At 55.7% G+C, this 6,572-nt stretch carries 6 protein-coding genes, 1 pseudogene and 1 other annotated feature; all 7 genes and pseudogenes read left to right on the top strand.

Annotated elements, in window-relative coordinates; genetic code table 11:
* Positions 1 to 227: 227 nt before the first annotated feature.
* Positions 228 to 353 (top strand) — a sequence feature (Phe leader region).
* Positions 233 to 277 carry a pheST operon leader peptide PheM gene (pheM, locus tag F7Q90_RS13960; RefSeq protein ID WP_106120997.1) on the top strand — a complete coding sequence of 15 codons (45 nt, stop codon included), beginning with the start codon at positions 233 to 235 and terminating at the stop codon, positions 275 to 277. Its footprint overlaps the feature before it by 45 nt.
* 71 nt (positions 354 to 424) lie before the next feature.
* Positions 425 to 1,408 carry a phenylalanine--tRNA ligase subunit alpha gene (gene pheS, locus F7Q90_RS13955; RefSeq protein WP_006118958.1) on the top strand — a complete coding sequence of 328 codons (984 nt, stop codon included), beginning with the start codon at positions 425 to 427 and terminating at the stop codon, positions 1,406 to 1,408.
* Positions 1,409 to 1,422: 14 nt separating this feature from the next.
* Positions 1,423 to 3,810, top strand: coding sequence for a phenylalanine--tRNA ligase subunit beta (pheT, locus tag F7Q90_RS13950; RefSeq protein WP_006118959.1), 2,388 nt, complete (start codon positions 1,423 to 1,425; stop codon positions 3,808 to 3,810).
* Between the two features lie 4 nt (positions 3,811 to 3,814).
* Entirely contained in the window at positions 3,815 to 4,117 is a 303-nt protein-coding gene (gene ihfA / locus F7Q90_RS13945; protein WP_006118960.1) for an integration host factor subunit alpha, read from the top strand.
* Positions 4,118 to 4,216: 99 nt separating this feature from the next.
* Positions 4,217 to 5,224: a vitamin B12 ABC transporter permease BtuC gene (gene btuC / locus F7Q90_RS13940; protein ID WP_006118961.1), complete on the top strand. Its 1,008-nt coding sequence runs from the start codon at positions 4,217 to 4,219 to the stop codon at positions 5,222 to 5,224.
* A 15-nt stretch (positions 5,225 to 5,239) separates the two neighbouring features.
* Positions 5,240 to 5,769 (top strand): annotated as a pseudogene (locus F7Q90_RS13935) (glutathione peroxidase).
* Positions 5,770 to 6,519 carry a vitamin B12 ABC transporter ATP-binding protein BtuD gene (btuD, locus tag F7Q90_RS13930; RefSeq protein WP_006118962.1) on the top strand — a complete coding sequence of 250 codons (750 nt, stop codon included), beginning with the start codon at positions 5,770 to 5,772 and terminating at the stop codon, positions 6,517 to 6,519.
* Positions 6,520 to 6,572 lie beyond the last annotated feature (53 nt).

The following is a 6,572-nucleotide window of genomic DNA, read 5'->3' as shown; positions in this document are numbered from 1 at the left end:
AGAGCATCCTGAAAAAAATTCTGACATACTTTACGGGCAGGCATAGCGGTGATCCCATTGAATTTGTGGAAGAATCAGTAGATCACATCTTGCTATGTCTGTCTCATTTTTGTGGGGATTCGTCAGGAGCTTGCTCCCTTTTTTATTACCTGTAACCTGAGAAAAAGATTGACTTTTTCGCCTCTGCGCTTTTCAATAGTGCCGTTGAGTATCACGACAAGGTAACGCAAGCATGAATGCTGCTATTTTCCGTTTCTTTTTTTACTTTAGCGCCTGACAATCAGGGGCTTTTGCGCATAAGAAAAGAAACGAAAAATCGCGCTGAAAGCCTCCCACGTGGAGGCTTTTTTATTTTTGGCGCTGGCATATTGGACCGGCAGGTCCCAACAAGTACTAACCAGCCTGACTGGAAAAAGAGGAAAACATGTCCCAACTAGCAGAACTGGTGGCGAACGCCACGGCGGCCATCGACGGGGCGACCGATATCGCCGCCCTTGACGCGGTGCGCGTCGAATATCTGGGGAAAAAAGGGCATCTGACTTTGCAGATGACCACGTTGCGTGAGCTGCCAGCAGAAGAGCGTCCAGAAGCCGGTGCCGTGATTAACGAAGCCAAACAGCAGGTGACAGATCGTCTGAATGCCCGCAAAGAAGCGATGGAGTCGGCGGCGCTCAACGCCCGTCTGGCGGCGGAAACCATCGATGTCTCGCTGCCGGGACGCCGTATCGAAAACGGTGGACTGCATCCGGTTACCCGTACTATCGATCGCATCGAAACCTTCTTTGGTGAACTGGGCTTTGCGGTGGTGACCGGCCCGGAAATTGAAGACGATTACCATAACTTTGACGCGCTGAATATCCCCGGCCATCACCCGGCACGTGCCGATCACGACACCTTCTGGTTCGATGCCACTCGCCTGCTGCGTACGCAGACATCCGGCGTACAGATCCGCACGATGAAAAACCAGCAGCCGCCGCTGCGCATTATCGCCCCGGGCCGCGTGTACCGTAACGACTACGATCAGACGCACACGCCGATGTTCCACCAGATGGAAGGCCTGATCGTCGATAAGAACATCAACTTCACCAACCTGAAAGGCACGCTGCACGATTTCCTGAACAACTTCTTTGAGGAAGATTTGCAGATCCGTTTCCGTCCGTCTTACTTCCCGTTCACCGAACCGTCTGCGGAAGTGGATGTGATGGGGAAAAACGGCAAGTGGCTGGAAGTGCTGGGCTGCGGCATGGTGCATCCTAACGTGCTGCGCAACGTCGGTATCGATCCGGAAGTCTACTCGGGCTTCGCCTTTGGTATGGGCATGGAGCGTCTGACCATGCTGCGTTACGGCGTGACCGATTTACGCGCATTCTTCGAAAATGATTTACGTTTCCTCAAACAATTTAAGTAAGGGCAGGTTATCCAATGAAATTCAGTGAACTCTGGTTACGCGAATGGGTAAATCCAGCCCTTGACAGCGCAGCGCTGTCAGAACAAATCACCATGGCGGGTCTGGAAGTGGATGGCGTTGAGCCAGTGGCTGGCGCGTTTCATGGCGTGGTGGTCGGTGAGGTCGTAGAGTGCGGTCAACACCCGAATGCCGACAAGCTGCGTGTGACCAAAATCAACACCGGGGGCGATCGTCTGCTGGACATCGTGTGCGGTGCGCCGAACTGTCGTCAGGGCCTGAAAGTAGCCGTCGCCACCGTGGGTGCCGTTCTGCCTGGCGATTTCAAAATCAAAGCCGCAAAGCTGCGTGGTGAACCCTCGGAAGGCATGCTGTGCTCGTTCTCGGAGCTGGGTATTTCCGATGATCACAATGGCATTATTGAACTGCCTGCCGATGCGCCTGTGGGCACCGATATCCGTGACTATCTGCAGTTAGATGACAACACCATCGAAATCAGCGTGACGCCTAACCGCGCTGACTGTCTGGGCATCATGGGCATCGCTCGGGATGTTGCGGTCCTGAACGGCCTGCCGCTAAATGCGCCCGCCATCGAGCCGGTCACTGCCACGATTCCCGATACCTTCCCGATTCGCGTTGACGCGACCGATGCCTGTCCTCGCTATTTAGGCCGGGTGGTCAAAGGCGTGAACGTTGCCGCAGCAACGCCGCTGTGGATGAGAGAGAAACTGCGCCGCTGCGGTATTCGCTCTATCGATCCGGTCGTGGATATCACCAACTACGTGCTGCTGGAGCTGGGTCAGCCGATGCACGCCTTCGATCTGGATCGTCTTGACGGCGGGATCGTGGTGCGCATGGCAGAAGAGGGCGAAGCACTCACGCTGCTGGACGGTACAGAAGCCAGACTCAGCAGCGATACGCTGGTCATTGCTGACCACCAGAAAGCGCTGGCGATGGGCGGCATTTTTGGCGGTGAGCATTCCGGCGTAAACACCGAAACGCAAAATATTTTACTGGAATGCGCCTGGTTTGAGCCGCTGGCGATTACCGGCCGGGCGCGTCGTCATGGTTTGCATACGGATGCTTCACATCGTTACGAGCGTGGCGTGGATTCGGCGCTGCAGCACAAGGCGATCGCGCGGGCGACTCAGCTGCTGCTGAGCATCTGTGGCGGCGAAGCCGGTCCGGTTATCGATCAGACGGTAGAGGCCGCGTTGCCGGTGCCTGCCACTATCACCTTACGTCGTGAGAAGCTGGATCGCTTAATCGGTCATGTGGTCAGCGATGCCCAGGTGACCGACATTCTGACCCGCCTCGGTTGTGAGGTGAGCGTAGGCAGTCAGGAATGGCAGGCGGTCGCACCGACCTGGCGCTTCGATATGGCTATCGAAGAAGACCTGGTGGAAGAGATTGCGCGCATCTACGGTTACAACAATATCCCGAACGTGCCGGTGCAGGCCGGGCTGGTAATGACGAAGCACCGTGAAGCCAACCTGTCGCTGAAACGCGCGAAGATGCTGCTGGTGGATAAAGGCTATCAGGAGGCCATTACCTACAGCTTCGTGGATCCAAAAGTCCAGCAGTTGCTGCATCCCGGCGAAGAGGCATTGCTGCTGCCAAGCCCGATTTCCAGCGATATGTCCACCATGCGTCTGTCGCTGTGGACCGGTTTGCTGAGCGCCGTGGTCTATAACCAGAATCGTCAGCAGAGCCGCGTGCGCCTGTTTGAGAGCGGTCTGCGTTTTGTGCCTGATACACAGGCAGATTTAGGTATCCGTCAGGATTTGATGCTGGCCGGCGTACTGAGTGGCAATCGCTTCGAAGAGCACTGGGATCTGGCGCGCCAGGCGGTTGACTTCTATGATTTGAAAGGCGATTTAGAGTCATTACTGGATTTAACCGGTAAGCTCGACGCCATCACTTTCCGTGCAGAAGCGAATCCGGCGTTACATCCGGGACAAAGTGCGGCAATTTATTTGCATGATGAACGAATCGGATTTATCGGAGTGGTTCATCCCGAACTTGAACGTAAGCTGGATCTCAACGGTCGCACCTTAGTCTTTGAACTGCTTTGGAATAAGGTCGCAGACCGCGTCCTGCCTGATGCGCAAGAGATTTCGCGCTTCCCGGCAAACCGCCGAGATATCGCCGTTGTTGTGGCGGAAAACGTGCCCGCAGCAGATATCATCGCAGAGTGTAAGAAAGTTGGCGTAAATCAGGTAGTTGGCGTAAACTTGTTTGACGTGTACCGAGGTAAGGGTGTTTCCGAGGGCTATAAGAGCCTCGCAATCAGCCTGATTTTGCAGGATACCAGCCGGACACTCGAAGAAGAGGAGATTGCCGCGACGGTTGCCAAATGCGTTGCGGCATTAAAAGAGCGATTCCAGGCAACCTTGAGGGATTGAACCTATGGCGCTTACAAAAGCTGAGATGTCAGAATACCTGTTTGAGAAACTCGGGCTGAGCAAACGTGATGCAAAAGAGTTAGTGGAGCTGTTTTTCGAAGAGGTTCGCCGCGCTTTGGAAAATGGAGAACAGGTTAAACTGTCGGGGTTTGGTAATTTTGATCTGCGTGACAAAAACCAACGTCCGGGCAGAAACCCAAAAACGGGAGAGGATATTCCGATTACTGCACGTCGCGTAGTCACCTTCCGTCCAGGGCAGAAGCTTAAAAGTCGCGTTGAGAACGCCACACCCAAAGACAGTGACTGATCCCAGTGTTTTAAAAAGGCCGCGCAAGCGGCCTTTTTCATTTCTTTTTTTCGCAATCCTTTTACAATCAATTCTCTGTTACCCAGATCAATTCCGCTTATGTTCCAGCTTGAACAACTTGCACGGCACAGCACACGGCAAAATCAAAAATGGCTGATGGGCCTGAGTCTGCTGCTGCTGGCGCTTTTTACGGTCAGCCTGTGTGCAGGCGAGCGCTGGATAGGGCCTGCCGCATGGTGGAGTGAGAGCGGCAGGCTGTTTGTCGGCCAGTTACGTTTACCCCGTACCGTCGCGGTGATGCTGGTGGGGGCGGCGCTGGCGTTGAGCGGGGTGATGATGCAGGCGCTGTTTACCAATCCGCTGGCCGAGCCCGGCCTGCTGGGGGTGTCCAGCGGGGCAGGCATTGGCCTGGTGGCGGGCGTGCTGTTCAGCGGTGGCGCATTATGGAGCCTCTCGCTTTCGGCGATAGCGGGCGCGTTGGTGATTACGCTGATTCTGTTGCACTTTGCCCACCGCCATTTATCCGTCAGCCGTTTGTTGCTCACCGGCGTAGCGTTGGGCATGATTTGCAGCGCGATGATGACATGGGCGGTGTATTTCAGCAGCAGCCTCGATTTGCGCCAACTGATGTACTGGATGATGGGCGGATTCAGCGGCATCGACCGGCGTTATGGCTGGATGATGCTGGCGTTATTGCCGGTGATTCTGGCCAGCATGACGGCGGCCCGCGCGCTCAATCTGTTGGCCCTCGGTGAGACCTCCGCGCGCCAGTTGGGACTGTCTCTGGTCTGCTGGCGTAATCTGCTGGTGCTGGCCATGGGCTGGCTGGTCGGGGTAAGCGTTGCGCTGGCCGGGGCGATAGGATTTGTCGGGCTGGTCATTCCTCATCTGTTACGCCTGGTGGGATTGCACGATCATCGTGCGTTGCTGCCGGCCTCCGCGCTGGCAGGGGCCAGCGTACTGTTGGGGGCAGATATTATTGCCCGTCTGGCACTGGCCTCGGCTGAGTTGCCTGTTGGCGTGGTCACGGCCACGCTGGGTGAGCCATTGTTTATCGTTCTGTTAGTCAAATCGACACGTCAGCCTGCGCTGACAAACAAGTCTTAACCACAGGAACCCCGTATGAGCATTTATCAAACTGAACTGGTTACGCTGGATGGTGAGAAAACCACGCTGTCTGCCTGGCAGGGCAACGTCCTGCTGGTGGTGAACGTGGCCTCGAAATGTGGTTTAACGCCGCAATACGAAGCACTGGAAAATATCCATAGGGCTTCAGTGTACTGGGTTTTCCGTGCAATCAGTTCCTGGAGCAGGAACCCGGCACCAGCGAAGAAATCAAGACGTTTTGCAGCACCACCTACGGTGTGACCTTTCCTCTGTTCGAAAAATGTGAGGTGAATGGTGAACATCGTCATCCGCTTTATGCGCAGCTGGTGGCCGCAAAACCGGATGCCGTTCGGCCGGAAGAAAGTGGCTTTTATGAGCGTATGGTCAGTAAAGGCCGGGCACCAAAAGCGCCAGGGGATATTTTGTGGAATTTTGAAAAATTCCTGATTGGACGTGACGGCAGCGTGATCCAGCGTTTCTCGCCCGATATGTCGCCAGAAGACCCGATTATTCTGGAAACGATTAAGGTCGCGCTGGCGAAATAGGTGTTACTCAGCCTGCAAGCGGTCGCCGTTGCCGGACGGCTGCAACCGGTGAGCGGTGCGCTTCATGCCGGGCATCTGATCCATCTGGTGGGGCCGAATGGCGCGGGCAAAAGCACCTTGTTGTCCGCGCTGGCCGGTCTGGAGCCGATAACCGGTCAGATGACTTTACAGGATAAAGCGCTGGCTGACTGGCCCGGACCGGCGCTGGCCCGGGTGCGCGGCTGGCTGCCTCAACAGCAGCTGCCACCCGGCATGATGCCGGTTTATCACTATCTTCGTTTGCATCTGGCGTCTTCAGGGCCACACAATGATGCGCGGTTAATGAGCTTACTCGCCCGGCTGCAGTTGGCAGAAAAACTCTCCCGACCGCTGAATCAGCTTTCCGGGGGCGAATGGCAGCGCGTCCGGCTCTGTGCGGTCATGGCACAAATCGATCCGCAGATTAATGCGGACGGTAAACTGCTGATTCTTGACGAACCCATGACGGCGCTGGATGTGGCGCAGCAACACGCTGTCGATAATCTGATTCAGGAACTCTGTCGTGCAGGGGTTTGTGTGATTGCCAGCAGCCATGACCTTAACCACAGCCTGTGGCATGCCGATCGGGTCTGGCTGTTGCATCAGGGCGCGGTTGTGGCACAGGGCAAACCCTGTGAGGTCCTGCGCCCGGAACAGCTCACGCCACTCTACGGTATCCCTTTCCGACAACTCACCCTGGAAGGCCGTCCGCTGCTAACGGTTTTACCCTGAGACTTGCCACGTAGCGGGCTTTGCCGCTACATTTACCCCGTTATAACTGATTA

This window comes from Pantoea stewartii subsp. stewartii (assembly GCF_008801695.1).
Lineage (GTDB): Bacteria > Pseudomonadota > Gammaproteobacteria > Enterobacterales > Enterobacteriaceae > Pantoea > Pantoea stewartii.
Note: the sequence above shows the minus strand (reverse complement) of the source record. Positions and strands in the feature narration are given on the sequence as shown.

Bases quoted from the DNA above. Each gene is read 5' to 3' on its own strand.
- ihfA (WP_006118960.1), top strand. From the start codon at position 3,815: ATGGCGCTTACAAAAGCTGAGATGTCAGAATACCTGTTTGAGAAACTC.
- btuC (WP_006118961.1), top strand. From the start codon at position 4,217: ATGTTCCAGCTTGAACAACTTGCACGGCACAGCACACGGCAAAATCAA.
- pheT (WP_006118959.1), top strand. From the start codon at position 1,423: ATGAAATTCAGTGAACTCTGGTTACGCGAATGGGTAAATCCAGCCCTT.
- pheS (WP_006118958.1), top strand. From the start codon at position 425: ATGTCCCAACTAGCAGAACTGGTGGCGAACGCCACGGCGGCCATCGAC.